The sequence below is a fragment of the Rhizobium sp. CRRU65 genome (assembly GCF_048551595.1).
GTDB classification, from domain to species: Bacteria; Pseudomonadota; Alphaproteobacteria; order Rhizobiales; family Rhizobiaceae; genus Rhizobium; species Rhizobium leguminosarum_J.
In genome coordinates this window covers 57,587-75,934 of sequence record NZ_JBLYZH010000012.1, presented here as the reverse complement: position 1 = coordinate 75,934, position 18,348 = coordinate 57,587, and the positions used below count along the sequence as shown (strand labels likewise).

Annotated in this window: 18 protein-coding genes; 10 read left to right on the top strand and 8 right to left on the bottom strand. The window is 59.0% G+C overall.

Features of this window, described 5'->3' with window-relative positions; translation table 11 throughout:
* Positions 1–5: 5 nt before the first annotated feature.
* The 5 genes from ACM5SV_RS23065 to ACM5SV_RS23045 all read right to left on the bottom strand — a co-directional run bounded on the left by ACM5SV_RS23065 (position 6) and on the right by ACM5SV_RS23045 (position 5,220).
* On the bottom strand, positions 6–731 hold the full coding sequence (locus tag ACM5SV_RS23065) for an SDR family oxidoreductase (RefSeq protein ID WP_012756011.1): 726 nt from the start codon (positions 729–731) through the stop codon (positions 6–8).
* Positions 732–761: 30 nt separating this feature from the next.
* A complete protein-coding gene (locus ACM5SV_RS23060) occupies positions 762–2,039 on the bottom strand; it encodes a D-tagatose-bisphosphate aldolase, class II, non-catalytic subunit (RefSeq protein ID WP_128439590.1) in 1,278 nt (425 codons plus the stop codon).
* Positions 2,039–3,016, bottom strand: a complete 978-nt coding sequence (locus tag ACM5SV_RS23055; RefSeq protein ID WP_128439591.1) for a sugar kinase — start codon at positions 3,014–3,016, stop codon at positions 2,039–2,041. Before ACM5SV_RS23055 ends, ACM5SV_RS23060 begins: the two co-directional genes overlap by 1 nt.
* Before the next feature lie 30 nt (positions 3,017–3,046).
* Positions 3,047–4,273 (bottom strand): ROK family transcriptional regulator, encoded by a 1,227-nt coding sequence (locus tag ACM5SV_RS23050; protein ID WP_130721478.1) that lies wholly within the window; start codon positions 4,271–4,273, stop codon positions 3,047–3,049.
* Between the two features lie 62 nt (positions 4,274–4,335).
* Positions 4,336–5,220, bottom strand: a complete 885-nt coding sequence (locus ACM5SV_RS23045; protein ID WP_017992894.1) for a sugar phosphate isomerase/epimerase family protein — start codon at positions 5,218–5,220, stop codon at positions 4,336–4,338.
* Between the two features lie 297 nt (positions 5,221–5,517).
* Here ACM5SV_RS23045 and ACM5SV_RS23040 point away from each other — a divergent pair, with 297 nt between their 5' ends.
* The 6 genes from ACM5SV_RS23040 (at position 5,518) to ACM5SV_RS23015 (ending at position 10,838) form a co-directional block, all read left to right on the top strand.
* A complete protein-coding gene (locus ACM5SV_RS23040) occupies positions 5,518–6,951 on the top strand; it encodes an extracellular solute-binding protein (RefSeq protein WP_012756006.1) in 1,434 nt (477 codons plus the stop codon).
* A 97-nt stretch (positions 6,952–7,048) separates the two neighbouring features.
* Complete coding sequence (locus ACM5SV_RS23035; RefSeq protein ID WP_012756005.1) at positions 7,049–7,924, top strand: carbohydrate ABC transporter permease; 876 nt, start codon at positions 7,049–7,051, stop codon at positions 7,922–7,924.
* A gap of 4 nt (positions 7,925–7,928) precedes the next feature.
* Positions 7,929–8,768 carry a carbohydrate ABC transporter permease gene (locus ACM5SV_RS23030; protein ID WP_012756004.1) on the top strand — a complete coding sequence of 280 codons (840 nt, stop codon included), beginning with the start codon at positions 7,929–7,931 and terminating at the stop codon, positions 8,766–8,768.
* Between the two features lie 4 nt (positions 8,769–8,772).
* Positions 8,773–8,979, top strand: a complete 207-nt coding sequence (locus tag ACM5SV_RS23025) for a DUF2160 family membrane protein (protein WP_003556377.1) — start codon at positions 8,773–8,775, stop codon at positions 8,977–8,979.
* A 60-nt stretch (positions 8,980–9,039) separates the two neighbouring features.
* Entirely contained in the window at positions 9,040–10,101 is a 1,062-nt protein-coding gene (locus ACM5SV_RS23020; RefSeq protein ID WP_012756002.1) for an ABC transporter ATP-binding protein, read from the top strand.
* Between the two features lie 11 nt (positions 10,102–10,112).
* Positions 10,113–10,838 carry an SDR family oxidoreductase gene (locus ACM5SV_RS23015; RefSeq protein ID WP_221991841.1) on the top strand — a complete coding sequence of 242 codons (726 nt, stop codon included), beginning with the start codon at positions 10,113–10,115 and terminating at the stop codon, positions 10,836–10,838.
* A gap of 3 nt (positions 10,839–10,841) precedes the next feature.
* Here the strand turns inward: ACM5SV_RS23015 and ACM5SV_RS23010 are convergent, their stop codons facing one another.
* Entirely contained in the window at positions 10,842–11,099 is a 258-nt protein-coding gene (locus ACM5SV_RS23010; RefSeq protein ID WP_017992890.1) for a hypothetical protein, read from the bottom strand.
* A gap of 119 nt (positions 11,100–11,218) precedes the next feature.
* Positions 11,219–11,983 carry a LuxR family transcriptional regulator gene (locus ACM5SV_RS23005; protein WP_017992889.1) on the bottom strand — a complete coding sequence of 255 codons (765 nt, stop codon included), beginning with the start codon at positions 11,981–11,983 and terminating at the stop codon, positions 11,219–11,221.
* Between the two features lie 161 nt (positions 11,984–12,144).
* On the opposite strand from ACM5SV_RS23005, the gene ACM5SV_RS23000 reads away from it, so the two are divergent.
* Positions 12,145–12,414 carry a hypothetical protein gene (locus ACM5SV_RS23000; RefSeq protein WP_221991843.1) on the top strand — a complete coding sequence of 90 codons (270 nt, stop codon included), beginning with the start codon at positions 12,145–12,147 and terminating at the stop codon, positions 12,412–12,414.
* 407 nt (positions 12,415–12,821) lie between these two features.
* On the opposite strand, the gene ACM5SV_RS22995 is transcribed toward ACM5SV_RS23000, so the two are convergent.
* A complete protein-coding gene (locus ACM5SV_RS22995) occupies positions 12,822–13,916 on the bottom strand; it encodes a hypothetical protein (protein ID WP_221991845.1) in 1,095 nt (364 codons plus the stop codon).
* A 589-nt stretch (positions 13,917–14,505) separates the two neighbouring features.
* Here ACM5SV_RS22995 and ACM5SV_RS22990 point away from each other — a divergent pair.
* From ACM5SV_RS22990 to ACM5SV_RS22980, 3 genes are all read left to right on the top strand, one after another.
* On the top strand, positions 14,506–15,081 hold the full coding sequence (locus ACM5SV_RS22990; RefSeq protein ID WP_012755996.1) for a hypothetical protein: 576 nt from the start codon (positions 14,506–14,508) through the stop codon (positions 15,079–15,081).
* Between the two features lie 90 nt (positions 15,082–15,171).
* Positions 15,172–16,887: a type I secretion system permease/ATPase gene (locus ACM5SV_RS22985; RefSeq protein WP_017992886.1), complete on the top strand. Its 1,716-nt coding sequence runs from the start codon at positions 15,172–15,174 to the stop codon at positions 16,885–16,887.
* An 11-nt stretch (positions 16,888–16,898) separates the two neighbouring features.
* Positions 16,899–18,344 (top strand): HlyD family type I secretion periplasmic adaptor subunit, encoded by a 1,446-nt coding sequence (locus ACM5SV_RS22980; protein ID WP_222016338.1) that lies wholly within the window; start codon positions 16,899–16,901, stop codon positions 18,342–18,344.
* The last annotated feature ends 4 nt before the right edge of the window (positions 18,345–18,348 follow it).

Genomic DNA, 18,348 nt, shown 5'->3' with positions numbered 1-18,348 from the left:
TCTCCTCAAATGTCAAAGGCGCTTGGAAGCACGACGATATCGCGGATAGTGACGTTGCGCGGACGGGTCAGCATGAAGATGATCGCGTCGGCGACTTCCTTGGGCTCGATCAAGGCTCCGGCCTCCTTGGCCTTGCGAAGGTTTTCCTCCGGCCAGTCCGCAAGCAAAGCGCTGATCACCGGCCCTGGAGAAACCGACCCCACACGAATGCCACTTTTCAGAAGCTGGCGTCGCATCGTCTGGACGAAGCACGTCATCGCCCACTTCGATGACGAATAAACAGGTTCCCATGGAATCGCCGAGTGTCCAGCGACGGAGCTGGTGACGACAATGTCGCCGGTGCCGCGTTCGATCATGTGCGGAATGACGCTTCGAACGTTCTTGATGACGACGTTTACATTGAGATTGAGCATCCGATCGATGGTATCGAGGTCGGTTTCCATCAGGTCGCCGCCGATATAGGTGCCTGCATTGGCATGCAGGATATCGAGCTTGCCGGTCTTCGACAGGATGCCATCGAGCAGTCCCGCACACTCGCCCGGATCCAGCAAGTTGATCTTGAGCGGAATAGCGCGCTCGCCAAGCCGGGCACAAACCGTCTCAAGGGCCTTCTCATCGCGGTCCACCAGCACGACCGTCGCGCCAGCGGCGAGCATTGCCTCCGTCGAAGCGAGTCCAATTCCGGACGCAGCACCCGTGACCGCCGCGATCTTCCCATTCAATTCCGTCATCGATTTTTCCTCCTGTCTTGATCCTGATTGTCAATTCTTCCCGACGCCGCAGGCGGCGTGATAGTCCGAGAGACTCTTCGTCACCCTCCAGATCAAAACCTGTTCCGGATCGAGCGGCGCATCTGCGAATTCCTGTGCGGCCGGCATATGCTGCCAAAACAAGGGCAGCGGTACAATTTGCCCTCGAAGCGCCTCGCACAGGCGCCCGACGGCCTCTTGGGCTTCAGCCGACGCCCAATAATAGCGAATGCGGTCAGACAGCGAGTAATGCCGCAGCCAGCGCATCTCGGCGTTTGTCCCGTGGTAGTGGCGGCTCCAGTTGCCGGGCTGATCGAGCATCAGCGCTTCCATCGCCGCATAGAGCGGACGCTGGCCGTAATCGGGCAAAAGGTCCGACGCGATCGCATCCAGCGCGTAGAGCGCCTCGCGCAGGACGAAGGTCAGTTCGGGACCGACCTTCAGAATGGGAAAGCCATCCTCCACCAGCGCGGCCAAGGGCTGGGTCCCCTGATAGTCTGTCGAATGCGCCTCGAAGACAAACTGCGGCTCCTTGGTGAGCACCGACTTCAGCGCGTCTATCTTGCTGCGGTCGTAAAGGATGACATTCTGATTGCCGAACTCGACGCCCGGCTGAACGACCAGCCCGATGGCCCGTTCAAACGCTTGGCCGAGTCCTGCCTCCGCAAAGATCCGGCGGTGGACTTCGATCGTCTTCAGCGCCGCTGCGGCCGCCGTCGGATCGATGGTTGTCAGGGCATGATCGGCCCCGCCTGGCGGCGGCACTTCGGTGCCGATGACATAAACCGGCATTGCGCCGCCGCTCTTCTTCGCCGAGGCCTCGGCGACCGCCGCGAGCCGGGCGGCGCGATGGGCGGTGGTTTCGTCGTCGAGCGCCACCGGCTCGCCCTTGCAGCCCATCGAGGCATCGAGGTGAATCTTGCGAAACCCGGCCTCGACATAGGCGGCAACCATCTTCTCCGCCTCGGCCATGGCCTCTTCGGCCGGCCGGTCACGCCAAGGATTGGGGCCGAGATGATCGCCGCCGAGAACGATCAGATTTTCCGGGCACCCTTCCTCGACTGCTATTTTGCGGACGAGGGACGCGAAGTCGCTTGGCGTCATTCCGGTATAGCCGCCGAGGTGATTGACCTGGTTGCAGGTCGCTTCGATCAGGACGGTGCTTGCCTGTTGCCGCCCGTGTCGGAGTGCGGCGCGAAGCACGATGGGATGGGCCGAGCATACGGAGGTCACGCCTCTGGGGTGGCCTTCGATCCTCATCTTGGCCAGTTCGTTGAGATGCACCTGCATCACGGGCGCCTTTCGGTTGAAGCGATGAATGCATCGAGTTCTTGCTGAGTGCCGGCACCTTCCATCGGACCGAGGACCGTCACGTTGCGGGCGCCGGCGGCCGAGGCATAGGTCAGAGCTTGCTGCGGAGACATTCCGAGCCGCCGGCAGGTAAGATAGGCACCGCCGAAGCAGTCGCCGGCGCCGGTGGGGTCGACCTCTTGAACGACAAATGCCGGAGCGTCGATGCGGTCTCCGTCCCTGCCGAAGTAGGTCGCGCCTTCGGCGCCGCGCTTCAGCACAATCTCCTTGACACCCATCTCGAACAAGCGGCGGATCGCCTCTGCCTCGCCTTCGACGCCGGCGGCACGCTCAAGCTCCTCTCCGGACGGCAGAAGCAGATCGGCGGCAGCGACAAGCTTGGAAAAGCGGCGCTCGGTATCCTCATCCAGCTTCAATTCCTTGCGAATGTTCGGATCCACTGAGAGGGTTCCGCCCCGCGCCTTGACGATGTCGACCGCCTTGTCGATCACCGCGCGCGCGCTGGGGACCGACAGAGCGGAACCCATCACGTGAAGATGTCCGCTCCGATGGATGAGATCGCCGACCGCTTGAGACCAGCCGAAGCGCGCAGCTGCTGATGTGGCGATGTTATAGACGAAATCCCTGGAGCCATCCTTGCGGTAGCGGACAAAGGCGCTGCCTGTGGGGTAATCCGAATCGATCGAGATCGTCGAAACGTCGACGCCGTCGCGTTTGAGGCGATCGGTATTGACACGACCGAAATCGTCATCGCCGACGGCGCCGACCATTGCGGCCTTGCCGCCCAGGCGCCCGCATTGCGAGATGAAGATCGCTGGCGCTCCGCTCGCGAACGGACCGACGAGCGGCTGGGCTTTGAGAAAGCCGTCTCCGACCGTCGTGGCGACGATCTCGACGAGGATCTCCCCTACGCAAACGGTGGGACCAAGCGGGTCCGGAGCCAGTACTGAAGTCATTTGCAATCCTGCTTTCGATCGTTCTTGTCGTCAACTCGTCGCCGACTGGATCAGCGCACCGTCCTCGCCGCCGAACTCCTCGCTCTCCAATGACAGAAAGCGCTGGTGCAACATGCACGCCGCCCCGAAGGCGGAGCCGAACTCCGCATCATCGTCCACGACGATCTCCGGCGTGGGGAAAGGTATACTCTGGCCCTCCGACATGTGGACCGCCACCCGGGCGGCCACCATCGGGTAGAGGGATGCCACAGAGCCACCCAGCACGATCCTGTCGGGGTCGAGCAGCCGACAGGCCTGCAGCAATGCATATGCGAGATGGCGCGACCAGGTTTCGGCGATATTGACCGCGGCCGGGACACGGTCATGAACGTCGCCAAGGAATTCCTGCAGATCGACGTGCTTACGTCCAATAGCCTCGCGATACTGCCTGATCAGCACTTCGCGACCGATCAGTTGCTCAAACTTCTGACCGCCGCTTCCCGGCACCAGGGTGTGACCGATTTCTCCCGCCAGGCCGTGGCCGCCCCGGAACAGCTTGCCATCGATCATGATACCGCCACCAACGCCGGTTTCCATCAGCAGGAACAGGGTCACGCCTGAGACGCCGTGACGATAGCTGTCGCCGATCGCAAACGCGTTGGCGTCGTTTTCAACTGCGATCGGGACGGCGGCCGGGAAGGCGGCCAGGAAGGCGGATCGGCCAATCTCCTTCAACGACACCTCCCGCCAGCCGATGATGGGTGCGAGGGTGACAATTCCGTCCGGCCGGATGTGGGCCGGCGCCGATATGCCGAGACCCTTGCAGCGTCCGATCATCCCCTTCGCCATCGCGCCGACGATCAGCTCGACACCCCGCGCCACGGCCTCCTCCACGGTCGACGACATGGTGTCGAACGCGATTTTCCGACATGCCCGGACTTCGGCGGAGAGATCGACAACTGCAGCCGATATATGCTCGACGCCAATCTCGATCCCGACGAAGAATGCGGCATCGGGGACCAGTTCGAGCATGATACCAGGACGCCCGGCACGGGAATGCTCCAGGCGCTGCTTGCCGCTCTCGTCCGACTCCTGAACAAACCCGCCTTCCGTCAGCTCGGCGACGATCTCTCCCGAGGACGAGCGATTCATCCCGAGCTTCCGGGCGAGATCCGCCCGGCTGAGGCTTCGGTGGGCATAGATCGTCTGCAAGGCGGCGACGATATTGTTCTGTCGGATCCTGCGCGGCGAACTTCCGATGGAGACGGTGTCGTTCATGTTTCAATTCCCTTCAGTCGGCCCAACCCTTACACGACTGGAACAGGCTGTCAGAGGGATAATCAGGGCCGCGCGTTTGTGGCGCGGCGGCGCTTGGCCTCGTCATATTTCAGCTCGATGTAGCGCTTCGCGTGCGCCGCAAGCGGATCATTATCCTCCCAGGTGTCGCGCCAGATCGCGCAGGCGAGCGACAGGCCTTCGTCCACGACCGTCGTCGAGAAGCTTTCGAACACGATGTCGCGCTTGTAGTCGATGTCGAGCAGAGCGTCGAAGATCAGATCGAAGTTGATGACACCGTCACCGAGGTAACCGCGATTGCTCTCGCCGATGTGGAAGTAGCCGATCTTGTCGCCGGCCAAGCGGATCGCCGCGGCCGGATTGGCTTCCTCGATGTTCATATGGAATGTGTCGAGGTGGAGACGGACATGCTCCGATCCCGTCTCGGCGACGAACTTCAGCCCCTGCGCTGCCGTATTCAGCAGGTTGGTCTCGAACCGGTTGACAACCTCCAGGACGAGGTCGACGTTCGCTTGTCTGGCGACTTCGGCGGTTGCGGCGATCGCGGCGACGCTATTGTCCCAGCCCTTCTTCGTCGGTTGGCGATTGTACTTGGTGTGCGCGGAATAGAGAATTCCGCCGAGCTTGTTGCCGCCGATGTCACGGACCGCCCGAACGGCGTCGGCCAGCGTCTGCTTGCCGGCGGACACAGCTGAGGTATCCTCGCTCGATACGTCCCTGTCGAGCGGCAGGCCCATCGTCACGCCAATCTCCACGTCAAGCGACTGCGCAAGCTTTGCCAGTCGATCGAGATTGAATTTCTCGGGGCGCAGATAGGCAAATTCGATGGTGCGATATCCGTGTTCGGCCGTCTTGTTGAGGGCCATCTCCAGCCCTTCCTGCGTTTGGCCGCCTGTCCATACAAATGAATGGATACCCAATCGACGCATAGCCTTTTCCTCCAAAAAATGCCTTTGGCTGCGGACAGTGCTATGCCATTTAGTTTGGCAAGACAACAAATAATTTTGGCTTAAAATCTTCTGCTGCTTTGCAAAAATACCTTGCAATGCAACATTTTAAGCTTGCGCCCATTGCATTCAACCCTCCGTCGGAAATTAGTTTCTGCGAAAATCAATAGGATAGATCCTCTATTTGCATGTTTAGACAACAAATGTTGCGCCGGTGGTTTTTTTGGCCTACACAAAGGACCGGCGAAATGATCTCGCTGCACTTTGGGAGGATTGAAAATGAACTATGCTTTGAAGGCTAGCGCGCTTGCGCTGACGCTCAGCCTCGCCGCCACTGCTTCGCCTGCCTGGGCTGATTTCTGGTCCGACGCCGGCGCCAAATTCAAGGGCGTGACACTGCACGGCGTCACCGAAAGCACCCCGCCATCGAACTACATCAGGAACGTGCTTGCTCCGGAATTCGAAAAGAAGACCGGCATCAAGGTCGACATCGAGACGACGTCCTGGGATCAGATGTACGACAAGGCCATCAAGGACATGGAAGCCAAGACCGGTATCTATGACATGGTCTACATCGAGCAGGACATCATCTACTCCTATCTCGCCAGGAATTTCCTCGTCGACATCACCAAGACGCTTAAAGACCAGCCGGATCTGAAGGCGCCGACCTACGACGATGCGAACTTCACCAGCTTTGCCGACTATTTCAAGGACGCGAGCGGCGATCTCTTCGGCGTTCCGATGGAAGCCTTCCTGAAGGCGTATCTCTATCGTAAGGACCTGTTCGAAGATCCGAAGATCAAGGAAGCTTTCAAGAAGGAAACCGGCAAGGACCTGAAGCCGGCGACCACACACGCGGAATACACCGAGATCGCCGAATTCTTCACGAAGTACGGCAAGGACAACGGTATGGAGCTCTGGGGCACCACCGCTCAGGCACATACCGGCCATCCGGCGTCCTGGTATGAATTCTTCGAGTCCATCGCGCCGACTTTCGGCGTCTACAATTGGGGCATCGACGCCAAGAACAATTATGCGGCGACGGTCGAACATGGCGGCGCAATGAACGGCGACAAGGCCAAGGCCGCGTTGAAGTACTGGCTGCACCTGCGCGACATCGCTCCTCCGGAATCGACGCAGTCAACCTGGACGGAAACCGCGACGACCTTCGCCGCGGGCCGCGTCGCCCAGGGCCTGATCTACGGTGAGAACGCCGCGTGGATCGCAAGCGATCCGGCGCAGTCGAAGGTGGTCGGCCAGGTCGGTTTCGCTCTGCCGCCGCTCGAGCCGGGCGTATTGGACGACGCGAAAGCTGGAAAGGGCTATATCGGCTACTACGATGGCGGCGCCTTCGGCGTTCCGGTCACGTCCAAGAACAAGGAAGCATCACTGCTGTTCCTCGAATTCATCGGCCAGAACGAAGTGCAGCCCGATTGGGCGATCGCCGCACCGCGCATCACCAACAAGGCGACGTTCGACGATCCGAAGGTGAAGGAGATGGACGTCAAGCTCGGCGGCTTCTACACGATGCTGAAGGACGACGGCAAGCTCTTCGCCGGCGCTCCCCCCTATCCCTTCCATGCGCAGGTGCGTGAAGCGACCGCTCCTATCTTCTACGACATCCTGACCGGCAAGATCGGGCCCGATGAAGGCCTCGACCAGATGGCGGCCAAGGCCGAAGAAGAGCTCACCTCGCTCGGCTATCGCAAATAAAACATCCTCCCCAACTTGACGGGTCGTTCCGACGACCCGTCATCTTCCGTTCCCAGATGGAGCGGACGTCCACATAACGTTCAATGGGGGATAGGCGATGCATTCGCAGAAGCTCGGGTGGCTGTTGCTGTCACCGACCATAGTGATCCTCGGACTGTTCGGGATCTTTCCTTTCATCTACGTCCTCTGGGTCTCTTTCCATTCATGGAACCCGTTCGCGGCCAATCCGGGCATGATTTTCAACTGGGCTGAGAACTATCGGCGGCTCGTCTTCGACCCGCAGTTCCTGGCATCACTCGGCATCACCCTGACATTCGTCTTCTTCGCGGTCGTGTCGGAGCTGGTCCTTGGCTACATCCTCGCCCAGGCGCTGCTCAAGGACTTTCCCGGAAAAGCGGTGTTTCGCACGATCCATACGCTGCCGCTGATCATGGCGCCGATCATCGTCGGCTCAGTCTGGAAGCTGATGACCACCCCCTCCATCGGCATCATTCCCTATCTTCTGAGGAGCTGGTTCGGCTACGATCTGAATATCGGCCAGAGCGCCGTCGCGGCCTTCACCGTCACTGTCATCATGGACATCTGGCACTGGACGCCGCTCGTCACCCTGTCGCTGATCGCCGCACTCGTCTCACTTCCTTCAGACCCGTTCGAGCAGGCGCAGATCGACGGCGCGGGCAAAAGCCAGATCTTCTGGCACATCACGCTGCCCCTGATCCGTCCGGCCATGCTCGCCACCGTGTTCATCAGGCTGATGGATGCGCTGCGCACCGTTGACGAAGTCCTGATGCTGACCGGCGGCGGTCCGGGTTCATCGACGCGCTACATCGGCGTCCATATCTTCAAGGAAGTCTTTCCCAAGACGAATTACGGCTACGGTTCGGCGATCTCCGTCATCGTCCTCTATCTCACCATCGTCGTCTGCTGGCTGCTCTACGTCGGTTTGATTGCGCCCCGCGTGAAGAGAGGTTGAAGCGATGAAGAAGACCCGTTTTCCCTGGCTTCCGGTCGTCCTGTGGACCTTGATAAGCCTCGCGACCCTTTTCCCGATCTACTGGCTCTTCGTCATATCGGTGAAACAGCCCTTCGACCTGTTCTCGACGCCCGATGTCATTCTCCGGAGCTTCTTCTGGAAGAACTACCAGGACGTGCTGACCAATCCGACCTTGCGCGGATACATGCTCAACTCGATGATCATTTCGTCAGGCAACGCGCTGCTCGTCACCACGCTCGGCTTCCTTGCCTGCTACGCCCTGACGCGCTTCGACCTCGCCGGCAAGGAAAGCATCTTCTTCTGGACGATAACCAACCGCATGGCGCCGCCGGCGGTCTTCCTGCTGCCGCTTTTCCTGCTACTGACGCAGGTCTACAGGATCGGCGACTTCTCGCTCGCCGATTCCAAGCTGGGCATGATCCTGGTCTATTGCTCCTTCAACCTTCCCTTCGCCATCTGGACGCTGCGTCCGACCGTGGAAGGCATTCCGAAGGAATTGGACGAGGCGGCCTACATGGACGGCGCGAGCCCATGGACCGTCCTCTATGATATCATCTTTCCTTTGGCACGGCCCGGACTTGCGGTGACGCTAATCCTGACCTGGGTGTTTGCGTGGAACGAATACCTGCTGGCAGCGACGCTCACCAATTTCCACGCGCGGACACTCACCACCGGCTTGTCTGAATATGTGACGACGACGGGAACGGCCTGGGGCATCATGGCCGCGATCTCAATGCTGACATTGGTTCCGGCGCTCATCGTCTTTTCGGTGGTCCAGCGTCACATCGTCGCCGGCCTGACCTTCGGCGCCGTGAAAGGATGAAACTATGACGTCTCAATCAGGAAATAACGAACGCAAGCCGGGATTTCTGCCCATCGAAACGAACTGGTTCGACCGGCTCTTCATCTCGATCGTGATCTGGGTCGCGCTCTCGCTGTTCTGGATGCGGTTCATCGAGCCGTTCGGGCCTTCGGTATGGTTCGCGGCGGCAATCTCGGCTGTCCTTGGCGCCTATGTCGTCTGGAAGGGATGAACCGATGAATTCCGTCAATGACATCAAAACACAAACTGGACTGCTTTAGGGGGAACGACATTGGCAAACGTACAGGTTAGCGACGTCACCAAGAAGTATGGCTCTCTTCAGGTCATGCATGGCGTGAGCGTCGACATCGAGGACGGGGAATTCGTCGTTCTGGTCGGTCCCTCCGGATGCGGCAAGTCCACCCTGCTCCGGATGATCGCCGGGCTGGAGACGGTCAGCAGCGGAGACATCCGGATCGGCGGCCGTGTCGTCACCGACGCTCCTCCAAAGGAGCGTGACATCGCGATGGTCTTCCAGAGCTACGCGCTCTATCCCCACAAGACGGTCGCCGAGAATATGGGCTTTCCGCTGAAGATGGCCAAACGTCCGAAGGCGGAGATCGACGAGAAGGTCGGCAGGGCGGCCGAGATCCTCGATCTGACGCGTTATCTCGACCGCTATCCGAAGCAACTGTCGGGCGGACAGCGTCAACGCGTGGCGATGGGTCGTGCCATCGTCCGAGACCCGAAGGTCTTCCTATTCGACGAGCCATTGTCGAACCTCGACGCTAAACTCCGCGTCACCATGCGCGTCGAGATCAAGGAGCTTCACCAGCGGCTGAAGACCACCACCGTCTACGTCACGCACGATCAGATCGAGGCGATGACGATGGCCAACAAGATCGTGGTGATGCGTGACGGGAGGGTCGAGCAGATCGGCAAGCCTCTCGATCTCTACGACTTCCCCGTCAACCTCTTCGTCGCCGGCTTCATCGGCAGCCCATCGATGAACTTCCTTGAGGGCCGCATAGCCACCCGCGACGGCAGGAAGATCGTCGTCACCGAACAGGGCATCACCTTGCCCATGGCAGATACAAATGCGGAGGAAGGACGAGCCGTTACCTACGGCATCCGACCGGAGCACATCACGATCGGCGAAGAAGGCGTTCCGGTCGAAGTCTCGGTGTTCGAGCCGACGGGTTCCGAGACGTTGATCTTCGGCCGCACGGGAGGCGTGCCGATCGACGCGCTGATCCGTGAGCGTATCGAGGTCGACCCCGGACGGACGATGTACTTCCACATCGATCCCCGACGTGCGCATATCTTCGATCGGGAAACAGGCCAGAGACTTTAGGAGATCGACCCATGGAGTTCAGAGGAAAGACGGTGATCGTGACCGGCGCCGGCAAAGGTATCGGACGCGAAATTGTAAGGATGCTCGTCGAACGGAGTGCGCAGGTCGTCGCGCTGACGCGCAGCGGTGCCGACGTCGAAGCGTTGCGAGGGGAACTCGGCTGCCGGGCAATCCAGGTCGATCTCGCGGACGCCGATGCGACCAGAGAGGCGGCGATCGCTGCCCTTCCCGCAGATTTCCTTATCAACTGCGCCGGCACGACCGAGCTCCAGCCGTTCCTGGAGACGACCGTCGAAGCGTTCGATCGTCTTGTCGCGGTCAATACGCGCGCTCCGATGATCGTCGCCCAGGAATATGCCCGTTCGCTGATCAAGGAGGGCCGCAAGGGCGCCATCGTCAATGTCTCGTCGGTCGCCTCCTTCGTCGGCATCCCCGACCACGCGGCCTATTGTGCATCGAAGGGTGGATTGGATGGCTTGACGCGGGTCATGGCCAAGGAACTTGCGCCGCACGGCATCCGCGCCAACGGCGTCCATCCAACGGTGACGTTGACGCCAATGGCGGTGAAGGCATGGAGCGATCCCGAGAAAGCCGCGGGGATGATGAAGCGAATTCCCGTCGGTCGCTTCGCCGAGCCGGCAGATATCGCCGAGGTTGTTCTTTTCCTGCTGTCCGATCAGGCTGCCATGGTGAACGGGATATCGATGCCGGTGGACGGTGGTTATATGATTGCTTGAAGTTCAGGACGAACGCGTCGTACGAGGCTGCGATTGCAATCGGGAAAGCGGCGGCGTTGACCGCCGCACCAATCGGCGCAGCTCATCTTGATCGACAAAATGGTCCGTCACTCCGGCCTCTTTATCCGGATGACTGAAGACAAGACCGTCGGAATCCTCAAGCTTGAGAGCTTGCTCGGTATTCATGATCCCCAGTGCCTGGCGCTCGTACTCGGACTCGAGCGCCGCCTCGACGATGGCTTTTCTCTTGCGCATGTCCATATCCTCCGTTCCTCAAAGGGTAACGGACGGCCGGACTCGCGGTTCCGATCGAGGCATCACGATATGAGACCCGTTGAAACGAACGCCCCGCCGATACTCCCCGGTACTGGCGACGCCGCCTAACTCGGCGAGACGTCAGGCCCACCGGCGGCTCTTTGAATTAAGCGGGCAACCACTTCTGTGCGGTTCTGCGCCTGCAACTTGCGCATTATGTGCTGCAAATGCATCTTCACCGTATGCCCCGACAAATTAAGTTTTCCTGCAATGACCTTATTTGAACAGCCGCATTGCAGCTCTGCGAGGACATCCGCTTCCCGGGGAGTGAAATCAGCAATCGCCAAATACTGCGTCCTCTCATCCAAACTCTTTTCGGCCTCATTTCTGACCGGCGTATGATCGTTTGGGACTGCTGTAACAGCTCCCAATAGCTGCGGGAAAAACGTTCCTCCAGCCAGAACGAGACGAAGACCGGCAAGGGCAATGTCAATGGGAAGTGAAGTCGAGAATAAGCCGCGGAGGCCCATCTTGAGTGCCTGACGGGCTATGATGGCGTCATCCGTACCTGAGAGCAACGTGACAGGAGCCTCAGGAAAACGTGCAGCAATCGCCGCGAGATCGTCACGCAGGCTGGTGCTCTCAACACTTCTGCCAGCCAGACCCAATACAATCAAACGCACCTCAGCTCCGAGAGCACTCTCGAGACTCTCGGTCGAGATCAAATCTATAACGTTCCATCCGGCGAGTTCACGCTCAAGAAGCTTCACCACGGTGGTGCGCGCCAATGTAGAATGCTCGATGATGATCACAGTTGGTGCATTGCGCCCGATACGGCGCCTAGTTCCAGTAATGTCGGACACTTGCGTGCTCCCCAAGAATATTTGCAACGCAACAGCTGTTCATATTATTCCTGTTCTCACTACATGTCATGAGAAAAAGTGAGTGTATTTCTGATATTAATAGTCTTACCTCTCATGATAATTCTTATAGTTTATAAAATATCAATGATAGATAACTGGGATTGCAGAGCACATTGAAGAGATTTTTCATGAATGCCTGCTGGTTCGACTTGTCGCTGCAGACTTTCCAGCCTTCGCCGAATTCACGTACGGCAAGCGGGTCAACAAAGCTTTCAAAGGCACTGAAAAGGCAACTGATCTGCTACCGACCCATTTCGGAAAGCGCCATTGGATATAACGAGTTGCCGATCGGCTCGGCTTTGTTTCCATATCTCAATTCAAAGCAGTCGCAGACCCGACAACAAAATGACAAACGCGAAAAGCAACAAAAGCTTGAGATCGCTGACTACCCCTTATGATTAGTGAAACTGTGCTCTAATGACGCATTAATACCAGTTAGCATTGTTCTCCCGCAAACAGCACTGCGCCGGCACCGACCGATAGTGGCCGGAGGTCACGGCCCCAGTCGGCCGAAATCGGCGACAATGCGGATGAGGTCATTGTGGAATGTTCGGGATCTCACTGAGCCCGCCGTTCAGTGTCATATCGGCCCAAGGAGCCGAATGCCGGGCGGAGGAAACAATTCAACACATGGCTTGAAAGATCGCACGAAGAACGGTTTCGTGCAGTTGAGCCTCCGCAATGCAAGTGGGGAGGCTATGCGCTAGCGCAATACCAGCAAAAATGCGTAGCGGTTTTGCGTCCGGAATTGCGTGGAAACAAAGAGATAGAGCATTTCCGTGCTTCGAAGAAAAATGGAAAGGCTCTAGCCATGCATGAAGCTCAGAATGTCGTCTACGAGAGCCGAATGGGCGTCTGTGAGGTTACCGTCTCCGCCGTGGCCCGCGATGCCGGCCAACTGGAGCGCATGTTGATCATAGAGAACATGATCGACCTGTTGGGCGTCCGTCGTCCCACCGGCGGGAACGGCAATGTTGATGGGATGGAAATAGCCGAAATTGACATCGACCATGCTGCCGGTTGACGATCCGACCCCGTCACCGCCACCGCCGAGCGCGTGGTTGCCGGTGAAAATCGTGTCTGACGACAGGTTGAAGCCACCGCCATTGCCGCCGATGCCTGCGATCTGCACAGCGCCCTGATCGAAAATGACATTGTTTGTCTGATGGGCCTCCGCCGAGCCGCCCGCGGCGCCAATGGCGATATTGATCGGCGAGAAGATGGCGATACTCACGTCGACCATAGTGCCGACGAAATATCCATCGCCGCCATGACCTGCATAAAAGTCGCCGGTCAATGTGAGCGCAGTTCCCGGGCTCATCGACGAGCCGTGGCTCGCGACGTTATGGTCTCCGCCCGAGCCGCCCATGCCGCCGATCTGGGTTGCGCCCTGCAGGAACAGGGCGTTGTTCGATTGCTCGGCGTGAGCCGTCGCGCCGGGGCCTGCAGCCACGGCAGTATTGACGGGGGCAAACAGTGCGACTTCGGTGCTCACGAGTCCGCCGTAGAAAAGCCCATTGCCCCCCGTGCCGGCATGATTGGCGCCATCGCCGCTGCCGATGGCAACATTGCCGCTGCCGCCATTCCCGCCTATCCCGGCCATTTCGGTGGGATGCTGATTGATGAGCGCATCATTGCCCTGGAAAGCGTCGGCACCCGAATGAGGTCCCGCAATAGCGGCATTGGACGGCATGAAAACGGCCAACGCGTTGCTGCTGATCACGCCTTCGCTTATCCCGTCACCACCGCTGCCGGCTGAATTAGAGCTTGGACCGGAAGCGACATCCAATGGAAGCCAAGTCGGCACCAGCGCCAGATGTCCCGCGGCCACATTGGAGGCGAGGTGTTGATCGGTGCCCGCCTTGGGCAAGTCTTCCACTAAGGAACGAGTTTCCGCCATTGCCGTCTCCATCCGCGGTCAACCGCACGTCCACCGAGCGTGCGGCGCCATGCAGCCTGAATTGTTTAGGCATTGTGCCTCTGAACGGAAGAAAAGCGGAGCCTGCAATTCGTCTACATCCCGTCGGCTAGGACTGTAGCCATTTGGCTGTCATGACCGCAGCGCCCGTTGTGCGAGTTTGCGAGCACCAATCCGCCCTTGGATCAGAGGTCCTGCATCTTTCTCGCGGCGGAACATAAACGTTTTCAGCCCCGAACAGGATCGTCTTTGCCAAGCGCAAACCTGATGAGAACCCCGGATACAGGCGGTTTTCTTCGGCGGGCGTTGCTTCAAAAAGCGGCGCCGCTTCGACGAGGTCGCAGACATGATCGTGGCCATGCCATCCGACGCCAAAGCACCAAGTACCAATTCAAATAACGCTTCGCCGCCTCGAAGTATACATCCGAATGAATGTCACCGAATATCTAGATGGTTCACAGATTAAATCGCAGGCATTATTTGCCTGCGGTTGTATTGGCTGGCGGTGACATGCTTGATACTCACGCCGTAAAAGCAACACTGATGAAACGAAGTAGAAGGAGTAACATCAATGCCTATTCCACAGATATCCGACACGATTCATCTCAACAACCCGGATGCGGGTGACGCGAATGCCGGCAACGGCGGAGATGGCCACAACGATGGGAACATCAACTACAACCCGGTTGCATATGTAGACCCAGTGCAAACGGTCTACGGGGCCGATACCCATCTGCACAACGGCGATCACGTTTGGCAGAAGGCAGGTTGGGACGCCGGCAGTGGCGGAGACGGTGGCTTTGCTCAGGCCAAGAACGGCTTCCTGGCGGCGGTCACGAACAGCGGCGACGGCGGCGCGGGGGGAGATTCCCACTCCAACGGCAGCCAAGGAAACTCGAGCGGCGGCGACACGGCTACCGTGAATGCGGCGACGACCGCGACACAATATACGCAGCTTGTGGCCGATCAGCATGCGACCATCCTCGCAGGCGTCGGCGGCAACGGCGGCAATGGAAACAACGCTCTGGGCGGCGATATCTCGTCAGCTCTGGTTCACACGGATCCCGAAACGACGACGGTGAACAATTCTCTCGATCACTTCATAAACGCCTTCGGCCATATCGACGTCGACCATCTCGGCTCCTGAACTCAGACCTCAAGGGCCGCTGGTTTCGGCCGGCGGCCCTCAAGGTAAGCAGCCTCTTCTTGTCAGTATCAAGTGCAGCGAGATCTGATAATGACAACAATTTCCATAAAGCCACCGCGCCCGCCGACACAGCTTGTTGTTGCGCTCCGGGCTTGTGCCGGAGCCTTCGGGCTGGTCTTCCTCTATAGCTGCGGCTACAATCTGTTTCTTCTTGCGCCTTCGATCTATCTCCTGCAGATCTATGACAGGGTCCTGTCGAGCCGAAGCGCTGACACGCTGCTGATGCTGACGATGATCATCGCCATCGGCGTGATGGTCGGGTCCACGCTGGATATCGTGCGCAGAGCAGCTCTTTCGCGCATCGGCAGTTGGCTGGACCACAGGCTGCGGCCCATGGTGCTGACAGCATCGTTCGAATATGCCGCTCGCGCCGATACGGGAGCCGCCACGGAATGCTACAGGGACCTGGCCGCACTACGCCAGTTCCTCGATTCACCGGCCAGCTCGCTCTTTTTTGATGTTCCCTGGGCACCGGTATTCCTGTTCCTGCTCTTTCTTGTTCATCCGCTGCTTGGGACCATCGGTCTTCTGAGCGCGCTTGCACTTCTGCTGTTTGCGTTCCTGACGGAACTGGCGACGAGAGAGCCGCTTGCCTACGCCAATCTTGCCCTTTCGAGGAGCTATATCCGATTTGCGACCGCCCTCAAAAACATCGAGGTAATCCGGGCAATGGGCATGCAGGATGGCGCAGCGCTGATCGTCTATCGCGATGCGGAAATGGCAAGAAGGGCGCAGGACATCGCGATGCATCGGACGGAGATCATTCTTGGCTTCTCCAAATCTATCCGCACCCTCGCGCAGATCCTCATGATGGGATCCGCCACCTGGCTGGTGCTCGCAAACAATGGCAGTGCCGGGATCATCTTCGTTGCGAGCCTGCTGCTCGGACGCGGGCTTGCACCAATCGAGGGCGCAATAGGTGCATGGCGCTCCTTTACGTTTGCGCGCAAAGCCTTCAATCGCTTGAACAGAATGCTGATATCAGTTGCATCTGAACACGATGCTCGAATGGTGCCGTTACCGGAACCCAATGGCCTCGTTCTCGATAATGTCAGCTATATCAAACCATTCGCCGATCGGCCGATATTGACAGGCATCACCTTGCGCCTCGCGCCCGGCGATTGCATAGCGCTCATCGGTCCGTCGGGATCAGGGAAATCGACACTCGGTCGCGTCATAGCAGGCGTTGTGCAAGCAACGAGCGGATGTGCTCTTCTCGGCGGGGTCGATATCTCCGCTCTGCGCCTTTGCGGGGGGACCCGCCACGTCGGATACCTGCCGCAGGACATCGAACTTTTCGGCGGGGCGATCAAGGATGTGATCGGCCGGCTGGACGGAGGAGATCCCGGTAAAGCGATCGACGCCGCAAAGCTGGTTGGCTTGCACGACGCGATCATGCGGCTGCCCCAGGGCTACGAGACCGATATCGGTGAAGGTGGAAACCTGCTCCTTCGAGCGCAGCGCCAACAGCTGGGCTTGGCACGGGCGGCCTATGGAAATCCGTCCCTGATCGTTCTCGACGATCCGAATTCGAGCCTGGATTATGACGGCGAACGCATGCTGTTCACGGCAATCGAGCGCATGAAATCCAGGGGGATGACCGTCGTTATAATGACTCACCGGATGGGGATCCTGCCGGTCACCAACAAGATTGCCATCATGCGTAACGGGACGGTGGCAGCCTTCGGCGACAGCGAGCGGATTTACGAAACCTATCTTCAACCACCGTCTCGAACAGGAACATAGGGAGAAACACCATGGCCCTTGTTCAACTGGACGCAACGCCGGCGGAATTTTCAAATTCGTCAAGGACGGGTCAGCAGTTGGTTCCACGATCGACAGCGACGGCCAGGCAACAGACGGCCTATTTGCCGGTGATCGAGTCGAAACAGCGCGGACCCGCCCCCCCTTCGCCCATGCCCGGGCTCAGAGGTGTTGTCTGGACGGGGAACCTGTTGATCCTGGTGTTCATCGTCGGATTGGGAATCTGGTCGGTCCTGGCGCCGCTGAAAAGCGCTGCGATCGCATCCGGCGTTGTCGAACCGGAGTCCAGCCGCAAAACCATTCAGCACCTGGAAGGCGGAATTGTCCGACGGATACTCGTTAAAAACGGCGATGCGGTCATGGGCGGGCAAATCGTGATAGAGCTCGACGATACGAAGTCCCGCTCGGAGCGCGACAGCATTCAAGGGCAACTTTGGGACGCCGAAGGAAGCCGCGCCCGCCTGCTTGCGGAGCAGACGGGCGGCGACCATATCGCCTATCCTGAGGATCTCAGGGCAGCAATGGACAAATATCCTTCGGTCAGCACGATTCTGATTGGGCAACAGAAAATCTTCGAAGCCCGTCGCCGGGTCATGCAGGCCGAAATTCAGATCGCCAATGAAAAGATCGCGCAGGTGCGGCAGGAAATCGTCGGACTTGGCGCGCAGAAGGCAGCACTGGCCGACAGAGCGACAATCTCGAGCCAAGAACTGGATCAGGTTACGATCCTCAGCGCCAAAGGTCTGGAAAGAAGAAGCAGACTTCTCAACCTCCAGCGGGAAAAAGCAGACCTTGATGGCCAGCAGGGTCAAGTCGAGGCACAGATCTCTCGCGCCTACCAGGCGATCAGCGGGTCACAGGCCGATCTCGCAAAGCTTGAGAGCGACCGGTTGAGCGAAGTCGCCCAGGGCATGCGCGATACGGAGAGCCGGATCATGCAACTGCGCGAGCGTTTGCGAGCGATCGACGACCAACTCTCAAGGACCGGTATCCGTGCTCCCGAGGATGGAACAATCATGAACCTGCGCATCCACACATCAGGTGGGGTGATCGGCGCGGGTGAACCGCTCGTCGATCTTCTGCCGCGCTCCGATCGCCTTGTCGTGTCTGCTCACGTCAGACCGGAAGACATCAATCTCGTCCATGCCGGGCTCGAGGCACAGGTCCACCTCCTTCCATATAATCAGCGGCGCGTTCCACTCCTGAAAGGTCGAGTGGAGTATGTATCAGCGGACCGTCTCACCGATCCGCAGAGCGGCCAGCCCTACTTTGCCGCGACGATCCGTGTAACGGACGAGCGGTTGGCGAAAATGAAAGATGTCGAACTGGTCGCGGGCATGCCCGCGCAGATACTGATCGAAACGGGCAAAAGCAGCGTGGCGCTCTATGCCGTCAGACCACTCCTCGACAGTTTCAACAGAGCATTTCGCGAGGACTGAGGCG